This window comes from Spirosoma migulaei (genome assembly GCF_054776855.1).
In genome coordinates this window covers 111,851-131,338 of the sequence record NZ_BAAHBG010000021.1, presented here as the reverse complement: position 1 = coordinate 131,338, position 19,488 = coordinate 111,851, and the positions used below count along the sequence as shown (strand labels likewise).

15 protein-coding genes are annotated in these 19,488 nt (G+C 47.3%); 7 read left to right on the top strand and 8 right to left on the bottom strand.

Going from position 1 to position 19,488, the window contains the following annotated elements; genetic code table 11:
- The 3 genes from ACYVGO_RS21320 to ACYVGO_RS21310 form a co-directional block, all read right to left on the bottom strand.
- Positions 1-1,421, bottom strand: a 1,421-nt coding sequence (locus tag ACYVGO_RS21320; RefSeq protein WP_460970993.1) for an SdrD B-like domain-containing protein, incomplete at its 3' end; no start/stop codon positions are given.
- A 101-nt stretch (positions 1,422-1,522) separates the two neighbouring features.
- Positions 1,523-3,499 carry a hypothetical protein gene (locus ACYVGO_RS21315; protein ID WP_460970992.1) on the bottom strand — a complete coding sequence of 659 codons (1,977 nt, stop codon included), beginning with the start codon at positions 3,497-3,499 and terminating at the stop codon, positions 1,523-1,525.
- 481 nt (positions 3,500-3,980) lie between these two features.
- On the bottom strand, positions 3,981-4,439 hold the full coding sequence (locus ACYVGO_RS21310) for a hypothetical protein (protein WP_460970991.1): 459 nt from the start codon (positions 4,437-4,439) through the stop codon (positions 3,981-3,983).
- Positions 4,440-4,855: 416 nt separating this feature from the next.
- Between ACYVGO_RS21310 and ACYVGO_RS21305 the strand changes: the two genes are divergently transcribed.
- The 6 genes from ACYVGO_RS21305 to ACYVGO_RS21280 all read left to right on the top strand — a co-directional run bounded on the left by ACYVGO_RS21305 (position 4,856) and on the right by ACYVGO_RS21280 (position 10,218).
- Entirely contained in the window at positions 4,856-6,358 is a 1,503-nt protein-coding gene (locus ACYVGO_RS21305; protein ID WP_460970990.1) for an arginine deiminase family protein, read from the top strand.
- A 131-nt stretch (positions 6,359-6,489) separates the two neighbouring features.
- Positions 6,490-7,419 (top strand): citrulline utilization hydrolase CtlX, encoded by a 930-nt coding sequence (ctlX, locus tag ACYVGO_RS21300; RefSeq protein ID WP_460970989.1) that lies wholly within the window; start codon positions 6,490-6,492, stop codon positions 7,417-7,419.
- 168 nt (positions 7,420-7,587) lie between these two features.
- Positions 7,588-8,052, top strand: a complete 465-nt coding sequence (locus tag ACYVGO_RS21295; RefSeq protein ID WP_142775475.1) for a MarR family winged helix-turn-helix transcriptional regulator — start codon at positions 7,588-7,590, stop codon at positions 8,050-8,052.
- 49 nt (positions 8,053-8,101) lie between these two features.
- Complete coding sequence (locus ACYVGO_RS21290) at positions 8,102-8,326, top strand: hypothetical protein (RefSeq protein ID WP_142775474.1); 225 nt, start codon at positions 8,102-8,104, stop codon at positions 8,324-8,326.
- Positions 8,327-8,437: 111 nt separating this feature from the next.
- The gene (locus tag ACYVGO_RS21285) at positions 8,438-9,280 is read left to right on the top strand and encodes an SDR family NAD(P)-dependent oxidoreductase (protein ID WP_460970988.1); all 843 of its coding nucleotides are present in this window, start codon (positions 8,438-8,440) and stop codon (positions 9,278-9,280) included.
- A 215-nt stretch (positions 9,281-9,495) separates the two neighbouring features.
- Positions 9,496-10,218: a head GIN domain-containing protein gene (locus ACYVGO_RS21280; protein ID WP_460970987.1), complete on the top strand. Its 723-nt coding sequence runs from the start codon at positions 9,496-9,498 to the stop codon at positions 10,216-10,218.
- A gap of 106 nt (positions 10,219-10,324) precedes the next feature.
- Here the strand turns inward: ACYVGO_RS21280 and ACYVGO_RS21275 are convergent, their stop codons facing one another.
- On the bottom strand, positions 10,325-11,203 hold the full coding sequence (locus ACYVGO_RS21275; protein ID WP_460970986.1) for a porin family protein: 879 nt from the start codon (positions 11,201-11,203) through the stop codon (positions 10,325-10,327).
- A gap of 140 nt (positions 11,204-11,343) precedes the next feature.
- On the opposite strand from ACYVGO_RS21275, the gene ACYVGO_RS21270 reads away from it, so the two are divergent.
- Positions 11,344-12,057: an SDR family oxidoreductase gene (locus tag ACYVGO_RS21270; protein ID WP_142775470.1), complete on the top strand. Its 714-nt coding sequence runs from the start codon at positions 11,344-11,346 to the stop codon at positions 12,055-12,057.
- 74 nt (positions 12,058-12,131) lie between these two features.
- On the opposite strand, the gene ACYVGO_RS21265 is transcribed toward ACYVGO_RS21270, so the two are convergent.
- The 4 genes from ACYVGO_RS21265 to ACYVGO_RS21250 all read right to left on the bottom strand — a co-directional run bounded on the left by ACYVGO_RS21265 (position 12,132) and on the right by ACYVGO_RS21250 (position 19,393).
- Positions 12,132-14,093: a S8 family peptidase gene (locus ACYVGO_RS21265; RefSeq protein ID WP_460970985.1), complete on the bottom strand. Its 1,962-nt coding sequence runs from the start codon at positions 14,091-14,093 to the stop codon at positions 12,132-12,134.
- 118 nt (positions 14,094-14,211) lie between these two features.
- The gene (locus ACYVGO_RS21260) at positions 14,212-14,727 is read right to left on the bottom strand and encodes a hypothetical protein (protein ID WP_460970984.1); all 516 of its coding nucleotides are present in this window, start codon (positions 14,725-14,727) and stop codon (positions 14,212-14,214) included.
- 28 nt (positions 14,728-14,755) lie between these two features.
- A complete protein-coding gene (locus ACYVGO_RS21255) occupies positions 14,756-16,219 on the bottom strand; it encodes a SusD/RagB family nutrient-binding outer membrane lipoprotein (protein WP_142775467.1) in 1,464 nt (487 codons plus the stop codon).
- 24 nt (positions 16,220-16,243) lie between these two features.
- A complete protein-coding gene (locus ACYVGO_RS21250; protein WP_460970983.1) occupies positions 16,244-19,393 on the bottom strand; it encodes a SusC/RagA family TonB-linked outer membrane protein in 3,150 nt (1,049 codons plus the stop codon).
- Positions 19,394-19,488: the final 95 nt, after the last annotated feature.

Here is a 19,488-nt window from a genome sequence, read left to right as displayed (position 1 = left end):
TAGCTAAACGTACCCGAAACTGTATTGGCTGCTGGGAGGGTCAGCGTTCTGGGCTGAGAAAGGGCGGCCGATGTAATAGTGAGTGTCCCACTGGTGGGCACGTTGGTGGCGTTAATGGTTCCCGATAAGACATAGCTGTTCGTTGCCGACTGGCATAGACCGGGTGTAACAACCATAGACAGACCACAGGGAGCTACAGTACAGGAAACGGGTGCGGTGTAGGTTACACTCGCCGTTTTGGTTGCGAAGCTGGCAGTAACCGTATGCAACCCTGTTCCAGAGTTCAATCCAGTGAGGGCATAGGGTACAGAGGTAGCGCCTGCTGAGACGGATACCGTGGTTGATTTCGTGCCATCGGTGATGGTCGCGATACCGGCTGGTGCATTGGTCAGGCTGAGGGTTCCGGTGATGTCATACTGATTCGTGGCGGATTGACAGACACCGGGCGTGACAGTCAGGGCTACAGCTACTGTACAGGACGCAGGAGCAGTGTACGTCACACTTGCAGTTTTGCTGGCATAACTCACCGTTACGGTATGTGACCCCGTTCCGGAATTAAGCCCAGTTAGGGTATAAGACACGGAGGTGGCCCCTGCCGAAACCGAGACAGTAGTGGTGCTAATTCCATCAGTGATGGTAGCGGTACCGGCCACAGCATTAGTCAGCGAGAGAGTGCCAGAAATACTGTACTGATTGGTAGCGGTTTGGCATAGTCCTGGAGTTACTGTTACCGCTACACCCACGACACAGGCGGCTGGAGCCGTGTAGGTTACACTGGTATTTCCACAATCACTCAACGATGCTGTAACTGTATGTGTGCTTGTTCCGCTGGTCAGTCCCGTTAATGAGAAACTGGCTGAGGTCTGTCCTGCCGTTACAGAAATAGTGGTTGTATTGATGCCATCTGTAATGGTTAATGTACCAGCCAGCGCATTTGTAAAACTGGCTGTACCACTAATTGAATACTGATTTGTGGCCGTGTTACAAGTACCTGGTGTGACCACTGCGGTTAGTAAGCAGGGTGGCGCAAATCCAAAATCGAACAAGTGATTGTTTTCGCCTGGCCCACCCGTTTGAAAAGCTGTTTTTACGAAATTGCCAGTCAATACTTCACCATCCGAATCGCGCGTATCCTTTGCATTTGACGATACATTTGCCAGCGTTGGTGTGTAGCCAGCGAGTGGTCCACCAGCCGTAAAATCACTGGCCTTGTTTATGACAATTACATATTTTGTGTCATACTTCAAGCCGTCTGCCCGGTCGAAATAATACTGGCCGCTGGCATTTGTTGTTGTGGAGGCAACAACGGTTTCGTTTGGAAGGCCATCCTCGTTGGTATCTTCAACCAGTGATACGGTTACGCCTGCCAGCGGCAGATCGGAAGGATCTTGTAGACCATTCTTATTCACGTCGATAAACACGTAGTTACCTACCTCTAGTGGGGCCGGGTCCAGAAGGGCTTCTACTTCGCCCCACAGGTTAGCTTTATAAACAGCATCACGTGGAGGAGTACCACTGTTTGTCAGACTGCCCAGCAGAAGGATATCCCGCGTTCGGGATCCATTACTACGATTCTACTACGATTCAGGAACATAATCCCACTATTGCCACCCGATTTTACGTTATCAACCGCGCCAAGCGCCAGCTCGGTAAAGCCTGGAATTGCAATAATATTTCCGGTTCCATTGGTTCCTTCAGAGCCATGCGTATTGAAGAATACGCCATTTCCATTTCGAGCAGAAAACCAGGCAAGTGCGAGTGAGTTAGCCGTTGTTCGGCTACCAGCAACCCCATTGGATTCCAGTGTCCAGCTACTGCCATTTTGAGCAGACAACCAAAGGCCCTGTCCGTGTGTAATACGACTGCCTGATGTGGCGTCCATATAGCGGTTACGCCCACCCACGATCATGAAGGTAGTGCCATCCGGTTGAATATCGAAGACAATATCGCCCATCCAGGCATGGTCTGAGTACGTATTCGTAACAATGGCATCGTTTGCCGTTGGGCTCCAGGCCTCATTCGATGTGGTGGCATACGAACCTTCCGTTCCATCGTTGCCACTTTGAAAGCTAATATTGAGTGGAATCTGAAGTTCTTCGGTAAAGGTTGTGACAGCTGCTGTTGGATCAAACGAATAAATATAGCCTCTCAAATTAGTTGTACTATTGGGTCCTGTGCAAGTAACGGCGCAGTATATACGTCCTGTTTCAGGATGGACACCTAGCCCGAGCAGGGCATTGTACGGACGTGCACCAGCTGGGGTAGCCGGATCGGTAAAACTACCACTAGCACAGGGATTGGTAGGGGTATAGGTTTTGATAGCTGCCGTATTCGGTGTGCCATTGGCATTAACGGGTATACCGTAAATCTGCTTGGAAAAGAGGTTGACGACAAATACGGTCTTCCCATCCGCAGAAAACTCTAAATCGCCTAAACTGATATGCCCTATTTTGTTATGTTCAAAACGGGATATGGTTGTAGGATTGCTATTTACGAAAGTCAGGTTAGGCGTGATGGCCGGGTCTGTGCCCGCTACCCCGGCAGATAGGGCAGTTTCTAAATCAAGCCACAGACTAGTGCTGGCAGCCGAACCATTCGTGTTAAATGTAGTGACGTATAATTTACCTTCACCTCCTGTCCCATTAGGGCCAATACCTGTATAGGCCCGCTCAAACGCGCTGGTTAGCAGTCGATTCCGACGTTTATCATACGCTACCCCATATACCGTACCCGTTTGGCCAAAAGTAGTTAGTATGGTCTTGCTTGTTATGGGAGGGTATTCGGTAGTGGAATAGTAGTTCTGACCGGTTCCGCTGATAGCATTGCGAGTTCCATTTGTCAGGGGGCCACCATTGATGTAAGGAAACCGAATGACCATCGGTTCGCTGGAGCCAGGGTTGCCCGTGGTGTTACTGGGATTGGGCAAGGCAAAGCAGGCTAAAGCCAGATCAGGGCTATCCTGGGCGTGCTCGGAGCCCAGACCAAAGGTGAAATTTACGTTTGTGGCCGTCTTTGCTACTTTCGCTATCGTGGTACTGTTATCCGTTCCATGAGGGCCTGTCTGTAGAAAGGCAAGACTAACAGGTGGTTTACACTCCACCAACACCTGTGTACCCGTATAAGTATTTGGAATGGTTAAAGACCAGCTACCCGTTGAGGATGAGGTAGTTGTTCCCAGAACAAGTTCGTTATCGCCATATACCGTTATAGATGCCCCCGGGAGTCCAACCTCAGCTAGACGGGTTGTAATAGAGGTGGCGTTACCGTTGGCTACATCATGAAAGGAATTGCTGACAGCTGCATCTGCTATTCCATTCATATTAAACTCCCGAACGACTTTGCCACTTATCTGAGCAGAGCTTGTTGTGTAGCCAACTACTAATACCAGAAAAAGTAGCGAGCCTTTAAGTGTCCATTTTAATTTACTGTGTAACAATTGTTTATTGTTATCACTTGAAGCTAATTTGGAATAAAAAAAGAGCGAGGATATCTGTTTCATGAACAATGCGATCATAGTGAAATTGGTTTTTGGAAGACTAAAATCGTGCCATTAAATAAGAAAATTTGCTTACGTATACTTGTAACCGTTATTATATTTTTTTAATTAACATATTGACAATTAAATGTTTATGAAAATATATTTATGGTAACACTATTTGGCGTCTCGAATATTAATAGTATTCATATATGAAGATTGGCATAGTTTATGACAAAGGCCGAATTTTCTGTGCCGTAGGTTAATTAGCCCTCTATGAATTGTACGTTTTTTTGTACAGACCAGGTAACCAGTGGCCATATTGGGTGGGAATTAGCTTGTTGGGAATGTCAGCGAATACGAGCTTCCACTGGTCAACCACGTCAGGCTATAGGCATAGCCGATAGCCACCGTGTCGCTTGTAGAACTGGAGAAGTAATATTCACTGACAGCGTTGGTTGTTACCCTAACGGGTGTGGCCAGACCTGGGCCGGTAGCGTAACTTTTATGCCAGCGAGTGGAGCTTCGCCCGGATACTGAAACCGTTGTCGTTGGCATTGACCCATGCCCGGTTGCCAATTTCGATAGGCGCGTTATTGCAGAAGATTTCTAAATCACCCAGGCTGGCGGCTTTTCCAAAAGTTGCTGCCCGTTGAGTCGCCGGGAGTCCTCCATCCTGGGTTAATGCCTGATACTGGGTAGATGTGTCTGTTAGCTTATCAAAATAAGGTGCTCCGGCAGCCTGGAAGTTTGTAAAAGGGTCAAAGACTGTTGCTACGACCTGGCCTTGGCCTGGCAAAACGGTCAATCCACTTACTACTTCCTGGTGGCCACCATCCGCCGTTGTTGTGAAATCCTGGAAGACCGTACCTGGTATGGTCTGTTCTAGAACTGGTAGTGAACTCCCTACAATACCAATGCTGAATAGCAGAAGCCTGCTAAATATTTTAGTGAAAATGGACATATAAGATGGATCTGTAAATGCATTACTTTCTTGTTTACAGACTTGTCAAAAAATATGCCGCTGGCCCAATAGAGGCTATAAAAAAGATACGATAAAGGATTTTTGTAAATTAAAAGTAATATTATTATGTATTACCTATATATAATTATATTTTGTCGTATAATAACAATTTGTATACCAATAATTAATTTTATTTGTAGATAAAATCAATATTATTGTATTTATATATAGTATAGTTTTTAATTTAAAGTTATACGTACGTTTTTATTGTTATTCTTATTTTATTTACTTATTAAGTAATCGTTTATGTTGTATAGTTGATTAATTGTCAATTAAAAAGAGCTCTTTTCTTTTCCATCTCCAATCCTGTACCTTGCAATACCGACTCATGATCAACAACGGATTCGGGTTTGCCTATGACAAATGAACAGAAATCCCTCAGTTCAGAACGTTCACTAGTTGGTATAGCTCCGCAGGCAGATATACACTATATTAACGTATCTTCTGAAATTGGTGCACTTAAGCGACTACTCATTCATAGCCCTGATCGGGGGTTGGGTAAAGTTGTACCATCGAAGGCACAAGACTGGCTGTTTGAAGATATCGTGCATCTGGATATGATGCGCCGGGATGAATATGATTACTACGTTAAGATTCTGTTGTATTTTTTGGACCCCGATAAAATACGAGGCAAACTAGCCGCTATTGGGCCTGATTCGGATCGCTCATTCTTCAAACCCGATCATGCTAATTATTTCAGATCGGATAAAGTCATTGATATTCAGTCGCTTCTGGCTGATATTCTGGCCGATGAAACTATCCGGATCCGTCTGATTGCCGCTATTTGTGGTATCGAACGAACGTCGTTTAAAACCCAACAACAGCTGAGTCAGTATCAACCTGCGGAGCTGGCTAAAATTATGATTTCGGGGTCGTTGCCTGATCTGACCATGTTATTTGCGCCTTTACCGAATTTCATTTTTACACGTGACATCGGCATTGTTATCAATGATCATATTCTGCTCAATAAGCCGGCTAAACTGGCTCGTACCCGCGAGGCTCTACTGGCGCAATATATTTTCTTTCATCACCCGCTATTTGTTAACTATCAGGATAAAATCATTGAAATTCCAGATAATGAACATGCCTTTTTACTGCCCGATGTAGATGTGAATCGGGATATAACCCGCTCAACACTTGAGGGTGGTGATGTTATGATGATTGCGAAGCGACATCTTATGGTTGGGGTTAGCGAACGTACGACGCTATACGCGGCCCAGCAAGTGATGCGATTAGTATTCAGTAAGAATCTGGTTGATAAGGTAACGGTTATTAAAATTCCGAAGAAGCGGGATTATATGCATATCGATACCGTGTTCACGCAGGTGAAGCGGAATATATGGGTACTATTAGGAACGCTGGCCCGTACGGGCGATGAAGCGAAGCAGCGGGATGTTATTCACTTTTTTGCCCCAAAAGACGTTTCCGAAGATTTGAAAATCCTTCAGTTTAGTAAAGGACTGGAACACAAGCCCATTGAGATCGAAAACCTCGAAGACTTACTGGCCGATATTAGTAAAAACGATCTCGGCGCTACTGAGCCTGTCCAGTTCATCTATTCGGGAAATAACGAATTCCCATTTGGTGCGCGTGAGCAATGGACGGATTCCTGCAACCTGTTAGCGTTGAAAGATGGTGTGGTAGTGGGGTACGACAGAAACGAAAAAACGGCTGACGCCTTTCGTGCCGCCGGTTTTGATGTCGTTGGGGCAAGCAAACTGCTGGAGCGATTTGAACGGGGCGAATCATCGCCCGAAACCATCGAAAATACGTTTATTATGCTTCCGTCGGCCGAGTTAAGCCGGGCGCGGGGAGGGTCTCACTGCATGAGTCTGCCGTTGTTAAGAGAGGATGTTTAAGAAATAGTTGGGCGGGCAACATAGGACTCTTTACTTAAATCGTTGAACAATTGATGCATCGGTGCTAATTTGCTGACAGATTCAGTGATACGGACTAACCGATTCACTGGCTAACTGACTCACAGACTATTATGCAATCGCAGGCTACTTCCCGTATTTTAATGATTCGTCCTGTTCGCTTCGGGTTTAACGAGCAAACCGCCGGATCCAACGCATTTCAGGATAGCAAACTGGCTGTGCAACCGAACGATGTAGCTCAGGAAGACGCCCAAAAGGAGTTCGATGAAATGGCGCGCCAGCTACAAGCCATGGGTGTCGATGTGATGGTGTACGATGATACCGTAGAGCCTCATACACCCGATTCTATTTTTCCAAATAACTGGGTCTCTTTTCATGCGAGCGGTAGAGTTGTGCTCTATCCTATGCAGGCAGAAAACCGTCGGCTTGAGCGTCGGCAAGATATAATTGACGACCTGGCCAGGAATTTTCACGTTGATAAAATTATCGACTTAACCCACTTTGAGCAGGAGGGCAAATTTCTGGAAGGTACCGGGAGCCTGGTGCTTGACCGCATGAATCGGGTTGCCTTCGCCAGCCTGTCGCCCCGGACACATCCAGATGTGCTGGCTGAATTTAGTCGCCAAACGGGTTATCGTATGGTTGTTTTCAGTGCGGCCGATGCCAGCGGGCAAGCTGTTTATCATACCAATGTGCTCATGTGTATAGCCGATTCATGTGCGGTTGTGTGTCTGGCCGCTATCACCGATCCCGATGAACGGCTTATGGTTCGCCAGGAACTGGAAAACCTGAATAAACGGATAATCGAGATTTCGCTGGAGCAAATGGCCAGTTTTGCCGGTAATATGCTGATGGTGAAAACGAAAAAAGGCCAGAAGCTATTAGTGATGTCGACTCGTGCTTTAGAATCCCTCACCCCAAAGCAGATCGATCAGTTGGACGATTATGCTACGCTGGTCCACTTCGATCTGTCAACGATTGAAGCCAATGGCGGAGGGTCGGCCCGCTGCATGATGGCCGAGGTTCATCTACCGAGGAAGTGATTTGGTGCGTACGTGAACTGAGTGGAGTAGGTGAAGTGAGTCGAACAGTACTGACCTCACTCCACCTACTCCACTCAGTTCACGTACGCACTTTCTACTTTTTTTAAATATTGTTTGCACATACAAATATCATTGTCTACCTTTGTTCACACAATAGGGAAACGAATTATGAATAACCTGGAAGTTGCCGTAGCCGAAGATGATCAGTCAGTATCTCGTTACAGTGCTTGTTTGTTGTTTTCGGCCAATGCATTAGCGCGTGCCATTACAGCAATTGGTGATGAAGAATTTGGTCGCTTTGGGATGTGTTACTCACATGCCTATATGTTATGCGAAGTAGTTGCTCAACCAGGAATAACCCCATCGGAACTGAGTGAAACGCTTTGCCTGACTCCATCGACGATTACACGATTAGTGGAAAAACTGGAGCAGAAGCGCTTCGTTCGGCGGGAGTCGGAAGGAAAACGAACCCTGATTTATGCAACAGTAGAGGGTGAAGCTATTCAACCCGAAATTTCGCAGGCATGGGACCGGGTAGGAGCGCGCTATTCGCAGGTTATTGGCGAAACGGATGTTTGCCAGCTAACCAAGCAGATCGTTAAAGCGACGAAGGCGTTAGGAGAGCCAGTTTAAAAAAATTTATCGAAAAATTTGTTTGCACATACAATAAACCTTGAACGCCATGAAAACCAACGAAACCACAATAGGATTAGTAGCAGGTAACGTAAACGAAACCACTAAAAGCATTTGCCGATCGTTGGCAGAAAAAGGTATTTCGTCCATTGTCGTGCAAAAGGAAGGGCGTAAGCTCGAAGCAGTTGAAACTGCGCCTGCGGCAGATCAACATAATTGGTCTGGCCAGCCTGGGAAAGACCTGTTTTTCAACGGCTGGAAACTGTTATTTTAATTTGTGATTAGTGAAGTCGTGGAGTGAGTGAAGTATGTAGAGTGAGTTTGCCAGTCCTGACCTCACTCCACTTACTTCACTCATTTTACTACTTCATCTACCCCACCATACATGAAAACAGCCTTGATTACAGGCGCGAACGCTGGTATTGGCCTGGCAACCGCAAAGTCGCTGGCACGGCGAGGATTCAATCTAATTCTTCTTTGTCGGAACAAAGAGAAAGGGGAGGCAGCGTTGGCTACTGTAAAACGGATTAATCCGGCTGTAACTGTCGAATTGCTGTTGGCTGATCTGACGGATATGGACTCGGTACGCCGGGCAGCTCACCAGATTAGCCGTACGCACAAAAAACTGGATGTGCTGATAAACAATGCCGGGTACTCACCCGACCGAATGGAGTTTATTAACAACATTGAGAAATCGTTTTATGCCAATCACATTGGCCATTTTGTGCTGACCTACCACCTGATGGAGCTACTCAAAGCGGCTGGTGAGGCTCGTGTGATTAACGTGTCCTCAATGGCTTATGCCTTAGGGAACGCATCTCGCTTTTTTCAGCGCAACGAAAACCTATCCATTCTGTCTGCCTATGGCGATGGAAAACTTGCCAATCTGTTATTTACTAAAGAATTAGCTAAGCGCTACGCTGCTTCGGGAATTACTGCCTATGCAGTACACCCCGGCGTAGTGGACTCGGGGTTCGGTACCAATTTCACGGGCGCTTATGGGTTCATGATGACGTTGGCGCGGCCCTTCATGCGAACTCCAGAACGGGGAGCCGAAACGTCGGTTTATTTAGCTACAGCTCCAGTGTCTGTGTTAACGAAGATGAATGGTAAAGCAGGTGGCTCAGGTGGATTCTTTGCTGATTCGAAACCGAAATCCATAAAACATAGCGATACTACAAACCGACAGGCGGCTGATTTATGGACAAAAAGCCTTGCCTTTGTATAAACCGATCTGACCTGGTTATTACTAAAAAAAGCGTTCGCCAGCGAACGCTTTTTTTATGCCGTACTGCTTTTTGATGGGCGTAACCAGTCAATAAGGATATACGACAACAGCCAGTTACTCAGTAAACCTTTGCTATCTTTCATGACGGAAGCAACGTTCATTTCGGAACGGTATCCTTACTTTGTACGCACGATGTAAAACTCAATTTTTGACGCATGAAAACTATAAAAACAGCCCTGGCCATTGCTCTATCGGTTGTAGTAAGTCAGGGAGTCTATGCCCAGAATTCAATCGTTGGCAATGGTCAACTTGTAAAGCAGCAACGTACCATTAGCCGTTTCGATAAATTAAAGGTTCGGGTTGGCATGCGCGTGCGAATTGAAGCAGGTAATGCCGGAGTGGCCGAACTGGAGGGTGAGAGCAATATTCTTGAACACGTAGTAACAGAGGTGAAAAACGGTGAATTAACGGTGATGCTGTCGCAAAGCAAAACCTTCAGTAACACCAAAGGTGTAACGGTAACCATTCATGTAGCGAACCTGAATCAGGTTGACGTCAGCACAGGCTGTTCGGTCGAATCAGATTTACCTATTCAGGCAACTACACTAACCGCTACAGTTGAAACCGGCAGCCGACTCATAGCCCCTATTTCGGCTAAGAATCTGAAACTGACGGTGCAGGAGGGTTCGCAGGCCCGTTTGCGGGGAACGGCTACCGAAGCGGATATTCGGATGTCGGGGGCGGGTAAACTAATTGCTGATGAGTTGACGATTGTCCATGCTACGCTCCATCTCGACGGCGCTAGCCGGGCCGATGTTCGTGTTACTGAAACCTTATCTGCTTCGGCTGATGGAGTAAGTACGATCAACTACTTTGGTAACCCAACGATAAAGTCAAAGGAGATGTCGGGCCTATCGAAAATTCGGAAACAGGGTTAATCACGAGAGAATCTATTTTGGACTACTACGAGTGGTGAGGAAACAAAAATGGCGACACCCAAGTGGTTGTCGCCATTCTAAAAACCCACTCTATGAGAAAGTTTTTTTAGTATCGGCCTCCGAGCGGAAATACATAACCCAGTGTTCCCTGCCCGAAGATTATCTTGGAATCTGTGTTGAAGCCGCCGTCTATATCACCCAATTGGTATAGCCCTCGAACTTCAATCGTAACGTGGCCAGGTCCAGCTTTCAGCGCTGCTCCAAGACCTGCTCCTGCACCAAAGCCAAAGCGGCCTTTGGTACCATCGAGCGATATTTTCTTCCCATCCTGACTTGCACTCAGTGCATAGGTTGCGTAAGGCCCTACATTCACGAAAAAGCGGCTACCAGCATAGGTTCCAGTGGAGAATTTCAGAAACAAAGGCACTTCAAGGGCATCTATAGCATTGGTATAGGTGCCAAAATTGGTTACTTTATTAGTATAGCGTGCATAATTGACTTCAGGTTGAAATGAAACGTGCCGCGCTCCAAAATTAAACGTCAGGCCACCAACAAAGCCAATAGCTGGATCAACACTTGTCATTGTTTCGGTAAAAACGGGGTACGTAACCCCACCCCGAATCCCAATCCGAACACCAGATGCACTACCTGCTGGAGCTGCCCGCTCTGGTCTATTTACAGTTGCTGTTGGCTCAGAAGGCGTAATCGCTACAGGTGGATCTACTTTTTTTGTCTTTGCAGATTTTTTCATTAACTGCTGCTCATCAACGCGGTTGACGGTTGATGTAGGCGGAACAGGAGCCGCGGTTGTTGAGGCCGTCGACGGTTTTTTTGTAATGCCGTGGTACTGGTCGTAGAGTTCCTGCTGGCGATTGGGTGAAGCAGTTGTTGAAACTGGTTTTGAGCTACTAGCCGAACCCGTTTGAGCCAACGCCCAACCGACGGATAAAAGGATAAGTGTCAAAACAAAATAAAACGATTTCATTGGGAGCTGGTCAATAATTCAGTAAGTAAGAATAGTTGCTAAACTACTAAATTTCATGACAGCACTTAGGAAACGGTCAATGACTTGAGCTTACGGTTGATTTTTTGCAAACATTTTGGAGTAGAAGAGATTTAGTGTATATGAAAACTCACCACCAGCGAACAGCCCTGATTACGGGGGCCAATAAAGGAATCGGAAAAGAAATTGCCCGTCAGCTTGCCCAACACGGTTTTGCCGTATTTATTGGTGCCCGCGACATAGCTAAAGGTCGTGAAGCTGCCGAAGAATTATGTCAGGCAGGTTACGAAGCCACCTTTGTGCATCTTGATGTAACAGACCCGGTCAGTATCCGGACGGCTTGTGGCACGTTTTCCCAAAAGGCAGATCATCTCGATGTACTCGTCAACAATGCGGGTGTACTCGAAGATCATGGCGAGGATATCTTGAATCTGAACACTGAAATGCTCGACCGGACCTTAAAAGCTAATGTGACGGGTCCTATCTTAGTCATTCAGGATTTTCTTGAACACTTGCAAAAAAGTACGTCTGGTGCTCGTATTATTAACGTATCGAGTGGAGCGGGCGCACTTAATGATATGACCACCTACGCTCCTGCCTATAGCATCTCAAAAACTGCCCTTAATGCAGTAACGAAGCAATTTGCCGGGGCGCTTAAAGGACAGAACATAGCGGTTAACTGCGTTGATCCGGGTTGGGTACGTACAGATATGGGTGGCTCAAATGCCAGCCGACCCGTTGAAAAAGGGGCTGAAACCATCGTCTGGCTGGCTACCGAAGCGCCACAATCCGAAACGGGTAAATTCTGGCATGATAAGAAAGAAGTTGCCTGGTAGTGAGTGGAATAGGTGGAGTGAGTGGAGTAGGTGGAGTGAGGGCAGTACTAATCAAATTACTCCACTTATTCCACTCACTTTACTTCCATCGCCATTTTCACGGCTTCATAGGCATTGAGTAGACCGCCTGAGCGGCTTAGGTTTTTAAATGGCACTTGTTGAGCTGAACGGCCTGGTTTACGAACCGTAACGTCGGGCTGGTAACTACTTCGCATCAGGATTTCTTTAACCTGAACAGCGGTTAGCTTCGGGAAATACGAACGAAGTAAAGCCGCCACACCTGCCGTCATGGGCGATGCCATACTGGTGCCTGATAAACTAGCGTAGCGATTATGAGGCAGGGTTGACAGAATAGCGGTGCCAGGTGCAAACACATCTACGGTTTGCGCTCCATAATTTGAGGAACGACTTGGTAAATCCTGGCCAACGCGCCACGTACTATTACCAACTACCAGAACATTCCTGGCTAGTTCGCCATTCTCGTACCGTGCCGACGGAAAGGCGGGGAGCGAGTCATAATTTTCGCCGTTGTTACCAGCGGCATGAACAATCAGCACATCGTGCTCCTCCGCAAATCGAATCGCAGCATCGACCTGTTCTTTAAAGGGCGACAGGCGCTTGCCAAAACTCATGTTAATCACTTTAGCGCCATTCTCAACGGCATACAGAATACCATTGGCAACGTCTTTATCCCTCTCGTCGCCATTGGATGGCACAACCGATACCGGCATAATGCGAACGTTGTCCGCAACACCATCAATACCCCGCCCATTGCCACGTTTGGCCGCAATAATACCTGCTACGTGGCTGCCATGCATGGCTAACTGCTGCGATTGGCCGATCAACATGGTAGGGCTTCCGTAATAACGCTCCATAGGATTGGCAGGATTATCACCAACGGTTTTTCGAGGGTTGTAATCTGGATTGTACGCAATATCAGCCTCGCTGCCCATGATCTGCCGAAATCGCGTCCAATTTTTGCGAACCAGACCAACGTAGGAACTGAACGGGCCATATTGAGGAAGATAGGCCTCTGCTAAAATAGTTTGCACCGCAACGGCTACTGAATCCGTTCCGAAGTCGATAGCACGAATGGCTGCTGAGGTCGTGACTGTAGTTGGTAATTTGGACTCGATTTGTTGAGTGATTCGCCAGAATTGTGCTGTGTCTGCAAAGGCCAGGTATTTCGGTAAGTTAGTCTTGTAGCGCTGTAGAAACTGTTTTTTTGCGGTTTGGTAAGTCTCGTATTGTCGTTTTTCGTTTGGGGGGACAGTAGCAGACGTAAGCTTGTCGTATTTATTTCTCAGGATAACATAAGTCTGCGTGATTTCCGGCTGATCGTACTCATAGGTTGTGCCGTCTTTGGCGCCCATGAAATTCCAGCCGTTCAGGTCATCGGTATAGCCATTCTTGTCATCGTCAATCGAATTGCCAGGAATTTCTTTCGGGTTTACCCAAACTACGTCCCGCAAGTCTTCATGCGTGAGATCGACACCCGAATCCAGTACGCCCACTACTACCGGAACGGACTTACGGCCAGCCAATAACTCATACGCCCGATACAGGCTGATGCCCGCTACGGAGTCGTTCTTGGGATCGAGATAAGGCCAGTTTCGTGGAGGTTGATTCGTTGGGTTAGGGCGTAAACGAACAAATGATGCGGTCGAGCTGAAGGCTTCCTGACGTTGCGGGCAATTGTCGCTCAATAGCTGTAGCTGGAATCCCTCGCCGTTGTTAGTATAGATAAGTCGATACGTACCTACTGATGTGGTATTACAGGAGCTTTGCCCTTCAATTTTCTGCAAGCTAAGCGTATCGCCAGTTTGGTCGTACTGCATTGTTTCCACCGAACGATGATCGGTTTCGGTACTAATAACCATTGTGTCATCGCGGAAACTTAACAGAACGTTCAGTGCGTCTGGAGTAAGTATAATCCCTTTCCATTGCGTACCCCGAATCGGCAATTGTGCCTGTGCAGTCGTAAGTATGGACAGAAAAGCAGGAATAAATAGCTGTACGATTTTTCGTAAATGCATGGTTGATGCCAGTAACTTTTCTCTAAAATACACATTTGTTAGACCAATACCGCTGAAAATCAAAAAGCCCTCCAATTGCTCAGAGGGCTTTTTAATAAACTTTAGTTTACTAGATAAATCAGGCCACAATACGTACCCGAACCGGTTCTGGAACGATTTGGGTGCCATCGTCCAACGTGACCAGAAACAGAAACTGGATTTCGGTGTAGTTGGGTAAGGCCACCGGCGTCGTAGCCACCGTTGGGTACTTTGTTTTGAAGGCAGCAAGTGTTGTAGTAAACACGGCCGTTGTGCCGGTACCTGCTATGGGCGCTGCATTGTAGGCGCTGGTGGCTGTGGCCGCATTCAATGTAGCGACGTTGATACCCGTTGCCCCTCCCACAATCTTGGTGATCTCCTTAATCGTACGACCACTTGACGCTGGAATCGATAAAGTGAACTCAATAGGGCCACCACCTGCTATCGAGGTAGTAATAAAGGGGTTGAATCCGTAGGTTGTTGTGCCCGGAAACGTTACAGGAATTGCCGGGCGGTTATCGCGCACCAGATCGCTGTAGATGTAGTCGTCCTTGCAGGAGAAGCTACTACCAACCAGCAGGGCCAGCAGTAAACTTTGTATTATATATTTTTTCATTCAATTGCGTGTTTGAAGTCGTTAACAATTAGTCAATATCCCACCAAACGCGGACGTTTGACTGCGGGGCTGGATTGGTGAAATTCGGATTACGCTGAATTTCGTTGTTGATGTAAACAGCCCGAACAGGACGTGTTCCATCGATACCCGCTGCATTCTGGGAGGGTTGCAGAACCGGGTAGCCCGTCCGACGATAGTCGTTCCAGGATTCCAGTCCATTCCCCGTAAAGGCGATGTATTTCTGGGTGATCACCTGCGCAATTTTCTCTTCCGTGGTTCCAGCCAGGGTAGCCACGGTTGGGTTAGCGGTGAAGTAAGCCGCGATTTGATCGGCGGTAAGGCCAGCCAGGGTCATGGACGCGGTAATGCCTTCTTTGTAAAGTGCTTGTGGATCGCCAGGTGTACCCAAACGAAGAGCGGCTTCGGCCAGAATAAAGGCCCGCTGGAAGTTGGTGATTAAGCGAACCGGTCCTTCTCCGCTGTTGCCCGTTACATATTTATTGTAGCGCGACCAGTTGGCTACAGGGGTTGGCAATGTACCCCGGAAACCATTGTCAAGGGTTACGTAGTTAGCCCCTGGTTTGGTAAAGAAGATCGGCAGGCGTGGATCATTCAGAGCCGTAAGCAGATTCAGGTACCGAGTACTCAAAATCAGATCATCCTTGAATGTGCTGAGGTTCGTGTACACGTAAATGGGTGCCTGGCTGTTTACACTGGCTCCAAATGTTACATTCGCATCTACGTTGTTGGCGTTTATAAAGTTGTTCCCTGTAATTACTTCATTGATTACGCTGGTAGCCAGAGCAGGCTCTTTGCGACTAATGGTCATGGCAAATTTCAACAGCAGTGTATTGCCTGCCCGTTTCCATTTGGCCAGATCGCCACCGTAGATCAAATCGTCAGCACCGGGCTTCGTCACCGATGCCGCGTCGAGATCCTTGATACCTTCGCGCACCAGATCGAACAGGCTTTGAATGCCCAGCGACGCGTTGCCTTTGTAGATATCTTCCTGCTTATCAATACGGGGGGTTGTAAAGGCTTCGCCCTGTAAGGCCTGGGAGTAAGGTACATCACCCCACACATCGGTAGCAATGCTGAAGGTATACGCCTTCATGATCTTGGCAATACCGGAATAGGCTTTCGAGTTCGTTGCGTCGCCTAACTCGATCAACTTCTGGTAGTTGACCAATGCACCGTTGTAGAGTTCACCACTCCACTGGTTGCCAAAGTCGGCTCCATTGGTCTGATAAACATCGTAGTTGGCTGGGTTGTTGGCAGCGCCAGTCAATTGTTGGACCAATACTGATGCAAAGCGGTTCAATTCATTAGAATTGGCGAATGCAGAACCAGCTTGAGCACCTGGCAACAACACCGCCGGTGTTACCGATGTCGGGTTGTTGGGGGTTACGTTAACGTCCAGGTATTTGCTACAGGCCCCCATCCCTAAAAAGACAGGAATCAGCAGGTAGCTTTTGGGAATTATAAATTTCATAAGTAAATCGAATGAATAAGGTGATTAGAACGTAAGCCGAATGTTACCCCCGAAGTTGCGGGTGTTTGGCGGACCGTTCAGGTCAAGTCCCTGAATGTTACCAGCGCCCTGTGTATTGGTTTCAGGATCTGCTGTGAAGTTAGGTGCGTAGAAATATAAATTACGACCACTAACACCTATTGAAATAGCACCGAATGGGGTTTTACTCAACAAGCTCTTTGGTAACGTATAGTTCAGCGCTACTTCGCGTAGACGATAAACTGTAGCATCAAATACGGCTCCTTCTGAAGCTAAACCACCCAGTCCTTGCCAATACGTCTGTGCTGGCAGTTGAATGTTGTTAGGCCGGAACGTACCGTCGGTATTCTGAATAACACCGGGTAAAATTCGGGGCTGGTCACGGTCTAGACCCGTTACATACAAAGTACCATTCGACCGGACATCTACAGCATTGAATGAGTAGAGCTGACCACCTTGCCGCGTATCAACTAACACCGACAAAGCAATACCTTTATAGGAGAAGGTATTGGTCAAACCTGCTGTGTAGTTAGGCTGTGGGTTTGAAATGACCGAGTTAGCAATACCGGGTGCAAACTGGCCAGAGGTTCCGTTAATGATGTATTGGCCCGCATACTGGCCTGTTGCATCATAGTATAGCCCTTTGGGATCCGAACTCTGCGCACGAGCGTTGGCCGTACCAACGATTACACCATACGGGAATCCTTCGTAAATAGATGGTGCGATACCAACAAACGAGTTACCCGTGATGTTAGACGAAACAACACCGGGTGCAATGGACACGACCTTATTTCGAATGAGGGTATAGTTCAGGGTTGCATCCCATTTGAAGCCACCTGCCCGTATGGGCGTAGCATTCAGAACTACTTCAACACCCTGGTTACGCAATTCCCCAACGTTGGTTGTGCGGGTGTCATAACCCGATGAGTTCGATACCGCTACGTTGAAAATCTGCTGCGTACTACGAGAATCGAAGTAGGTAGCATCAATGCTCAACCGGTTTTTAAAGAATCCGAGGTTAATACCGGCTTCGTAAGATGTAACAAACTCAGGTTTGAGGCTATTACTGCCAATCCGGCTGCTGATACCAAAGCCCGGAATACTGGCACCATTGACAGACAATGGGAAGGCGATACTGGCCACGTTATTACCATAGCCTGAAGTTACATACACCGAATTCAACAGATACGGATCGGCATCACGGCCTACACGGGCAGCACTAGCCCGAACTTTCGCATACGATAATACATCTGAGTTTACCTTGAACGCATCGGTTGGTACGAAACTGACGGATGCCGACGGATAGAAGTAGGTGTTGTTCGCCTGAGGTAAGGTAGAGGACTGGTCAGCACGTCCTGATAATTCTACAAATATGTAGTTGTTATAATTCAGGGATAATTGACCATAGTAACCAACTAACCGACGCTGTGTGCTCGTTTCGCCACTGCCCGTAAATACCGTTCCGTTATTAATATTATAATAACCTGGAATGGTTAGTGAGGCTCCGTCTGCTATCACTTCCTGCGTTTTGCGCTGGTTAATATTATTGCCTAACAATAAGTTGGCATTAAGACCTTCCAGAAATAAATTGTCTTTGCGGGCTGTAATCAATAAATCCCCGTTCAATTCATTCCGGAAGAAATTATCCTGCTGTACCTGACCTAAAGGTGCACGACCTGCGCCAATCGGTAAGGTCAATTTACGACGATCCGTATACGTATCACCCGTTACCCGGTAGGCTACGTTCAGCCACTTAGCAATGTCGTAGCTGATTTGGAAGTTACCGAAAAAGCGGTCTACTTGGCTATCGAGCCGTTCGTTATTTACACTCCATTGTGGATTGACCGATGTCGTAGAATAATAAATACTTTTTCCATTGGCATCCTGATAAGGCTCGCCGGCCAGGTTGTAGCTACGAGGAATACGGGTAATCTGCCCAAAGGCGCTCGCTCCATTACCACCTGGAATACCTGTCGATACCGTCTGGACGTAAGTGCCTGTACCGCTGATCTTCAGGCCATTTTGCAGACGTGATTCCCCCCCAAGCTGGACGTTGGTCCGGTTAAACTTCGAGTTTTGTACAACTCCGTTCTGGAGGGTATTTCCAATGGCAATAATGTAGTTGCGATTGGCATCCCCCGAAGCAATATTGACCGAGTTCTGGATGATGCTTCCTTGCTTATAGAAATCCTTGACGTTGTTTGGATACGCCTGATAGGGCACAACCAACCCCTGTGTATTCGTTACCGACGTAGGACCTCCTGCGAAAGCCGGTCCCCAAGAGTTGGCTGAATTAGCCGTAAACAGGTTATTGGCTCCCTGACCGTAGTCATTCTGGAATTTCGGTATACCATATACGTTCTGGACGTTATAGGATGAATTGACCGTCACTTCCGTCTTATTATTCTGGTTACGACCCGATTTGGTAGTGATGACAATAGCGCCCGCCGAAGCCCGCGATCCATATAATACAGCAGCTGCAGGTCCTTTCAGTACGTTGACGGACTCGATGCTTTCTGGATTAATATCGGCCAGTCGGTTAGAGGGCTGGGTACCAAAGAGGGTGTTCTGCGTGTTGTTAACATCATTGCTGAAGATAATCCCATCAACAACGATCAGCGGTTGGTTACTACCGTTGAACGACGTAATCCCCCGGATGTTGATGTTGGTTGATGCACCTGGCGCACCACTGGAACCGGTAATGCTAACCCCGGCAAGTTTACCCTGGAGTGCATTAAGCAGGTTCGGTTCAGAGCGTTGAGCCAGAATGTTGCCGCCTACTTCCTGCGTTGCATACCCCAGCGACCGCTTGTCCCGTTCAATACCCTGAGCGGTTACCACAATCTCATCCAGACTCTGGGAGCCTGCCACAAGCACTACGTTGACGGTCGTTTTATTGCCGACGGCAACCTCCTGACCTGTATAGCCAATGAAACTGAATACAAGTCTGGCGTTGGCTGGTACGTTGATTGAGTAATTCCCGCTGGCATCGGTTATGGCACCACGGGTTGTTCCTTTTACCTGTACGCTCACACCCGGTAGGGCAGAGCCGTCGTCTGATGAAGTGACGCGACCACTAACAGCAATGTCTTGTGCCAACACAGGTAGGCAGAAGAGCAAGCAAAGCAGCCAGCTTCCTAATAAAATTTTCCTCATTTGTGAGTAAAGATTAAATTGTCATTTAAAAAAATTGCAATTAAAGACAAATGTACTACCTGAAATTTTTATTTTTCATTATTTCATGGCACTTT